Raw genomic sequence first — 2571 nt, forward strand, 5'->3', positions numbered from 1 at the left:
CGGCCTTTGAATGGGTTCATGTGCAGCTCCATCAGCAAAAGGGGATGATAAGTTTATCACCACCGACTATTTGCAACAGTGCCTCTACTCTTGCCACAGGTTTACGAGTAGGTGATTTGGGAGGAAGCGTCTTAGCCTTTGAAGTTGGCGCGAAGGAGAGAATGGCACTCCGTGCAACGCATTAATTACCGCGGATATCCGCCATCACCTACTTGCGCCTGTGTGTACCATTTCATCAGCTCTGCAGTTCCCGGCTCGTTTTCGGCGGGGGCCCATGGGGCGGCATCTTGATCAGCAACAGGCTGGTACCTACCGTGTTTTACCTCAAAAATAACGCCGCCTTCATCCAGTGACAATACGGTATGCCAGGTGCCTGCATCCATCTCCAGCACTTTACAGTCCTCACCTAACACGACGCGCTGGGTCAGGTTACCCAGGTCATCAAAGTTCAATACCAAAAAGCGACCGGTAAGGGATGTCAGCAGTTCAAAAGTATGCGGGTGGCGATGAGGGCGAACATAAGTTCCCGGTTCCATAGCAATAGCCAGACGCTGCACCGGGTCGCTCAATTCAGGGTGGAAATTATGATGGGCACGTAAGCGGGGGGAATTTGCGGCTTGTGCGCTTTGCTTGCGTAGGTCGTTGAAAGTAAGTTGTTTCATATTATAAGCCTTATTGCATTCTTGCAGCTTACGGCAACCAGGTTGCCGTAAGGCTTTTTGTTATACTAACAATCGATTAGCCACGGCATTCGCGGAACAAATCGCGGTCAGGATTATAGACGCTGGTGCTTACGTCCCACAGCCCCAAAATCGATGAGAACAGGTTGTCGTGGGAATATGATTTTTTCGCCGCATTATTTTCAAGGCAAGACATGTTGATGTGTTTCCCGGCGATAAAGCCCGGTGACATCCAGACCTGCATCGGAATATGCGTCTGCTGATCCGGTGCCAGTTTGTACGGCGTGCCGTGCAGATATAGCCCGCTTTCGCCCAATGATTCACCATGATCGGACACATAAAGCAGCACGGTGTTGTACTGATCGCTGTAATTTTTTAGCTTTTCAATCATCTCAGCTAATACATAGTCTGTATAACGAAGGGTGTTGTCGTAGGTGTTGACCAATTGTTCCTGAGTACAGTTTTCGATATCGCTACGTGCACATTCGGGCATGAAGTGGCGATGCTCAGCCGGATAACGCAGGTAATAAGTCGGTCCATGGCTGCCAATGATATGGAAGGCGACAAGCTTATCACCTGGCATTTTGGCGATTTCATCATCAAGGTTTTCCAGCATCACCTCGTCATGGCACGTTTTGCCATCGCACAGTTTCGGGTTATCACTAGGCTTAATTTCGACAGTCGGGATGCGGCTACATACGCCTTTACAACCGCCATCGTTCTCTTTCCATAACAGCGAGACACCGGTTTTCTGCACGATGTCGAGGAAATTTTCACTGTTAGATGCTTTTTTACTGTCGTACTCGGTGCGATTCATATTCGAGAACATGCACGGAACGGATATTGCGGTAGCGGTACCGCAGGAATGCATATTTTTAAACGAAATAACGCCGCCGGATTTGCTGGTAAAGGCATTGGTATCACGCGAATAACCGTTCATCGAGAAATTCTGGCTGCGTGCCGTTTCGCCAATCACCAGGAACATCAGCGTGGGTTTTTCGTGAGCGACGACGCGTTTAGCATCATTCCCCAGCGTCTGGAAAGGCACTTTAGTCGTAAAGTACGTATCCTTAACATACTGGAAAGTGCTGTAAGCGTAGTTCGCCGGGATGATCTCTTTATTCAATGTCGAGTTATTGCGGCCGACAGAGGCATAATCCTGATAATAAAGTGCGGCAACACCTGCAATCAAACTCAACGATGCCAGCACGGAGAGCAAACGGTAAGCAATGCCTTTATACCATTTTTCAGGATATTGAATTTTTATTGAAAAAAGGAGGATGGCAGGAAGGATACCGGTAAAGACGAACCATATAATAATTGAGCCATTAAGATAGGAATGCGCTTCCTGGGGGTTAGTTTCAATAATGTTTTGAATCATCGTTTGATCAAACATTACTTTATATTTTAGTGTCGAATAACTGACCAGTGAGCCAGTGATAAACAGTAAAGCAAAGAAAGGTTTCAGCAGAAAACGAACTGAGAAAGGCATAAAAACAACGTTAAGCGCCGCAACCAGAACAAAGGGAATAGAAATGACAAAACCAATTTTGACATGCTCTAAATGCGACAAAATCTCGTAAAAATGCAGCAATATTGGCCAGTTAAGTAAAAACGCAAAGATCATTGCCAGAAGTAAAACCAGCGGAATAACTTTCACCCTGAAAAGTACAGGCATTAACACCTCCGGAAAATAGTAAACCAGTAAAAACATTGATGATAATTACAACAATTCAATCTAATATTATGATTGCCTTATTCGCTGCAAAGCAGAGATTATCATTCTGAAATCTTAGGTTAACCTTAACGAGGCTTTGTTGAATAAATCAGATTTCGGGTAAGTCTCCCCCGTAGCGGGTTGTGTTTTCAGGCAATACGCACGCTTTCAGGC

3 protein-coding genes are annotated in these 2571 nt (G+C 46.0%); 1 reads left to right on the forward strand and 2 read right to left on the reverse strand.

All coding sequences use genetic code 11. The features are described 5' to 3' along the window. Window positions 1-185, forward strand: a 185-nt coding sequence (locus ACOT1A_RS24470) for a hypothetical protein (RefSeq protein WP_216821203.1), incomplete at its 5' end; no start/stop codon positions are given. Here the strand turns inward: ACOT1A_RS24470 and ACOT1A_RS24475 are convergent. Together ACOT1A_RS24475 and ACOT1A_RS24480 are read right to left on the reverse strand one after the other, a co-directional pair. Continuing rightward, window positions 186-662: a WbuC family cupin fold metalloprotein gene (locus ACOT1A_RS24475; RefSeq protein WP_001572372.1), complete on the reverse strand. Its 477-nt coding sequence runs from the start codon at window positions 660-662 to the stop codon at window positions 186-188. A gap of 76 nt (window positions 663-738) precedes the next feature. Beyond that, window positions 739-2358: a phosphoethanolamine--lipid A transferase MCR-9.1 gene (locus ACOT1A_RS24480; protein WP_001572373.1), complete on the reverse strand. Its 1620-nt coding sequence runs from the start codon at window positions 2356-2358 to the stop codon at window positions 739-741. Window positions 2359-2571: the final 213 nt, after the last annotated feature.

The organism is Enterobacter cloacae complex sp. SYL003 (assembly GCF_049236925.1).
In the GTDB taxonomy this organism is placed as follows: Bacteria; Pseudomonadota; Gammaproteobacteria; order Enterobacterales; family Enterobacteriaceae; genus Enterobacter; species Enterobacter intestinihominis.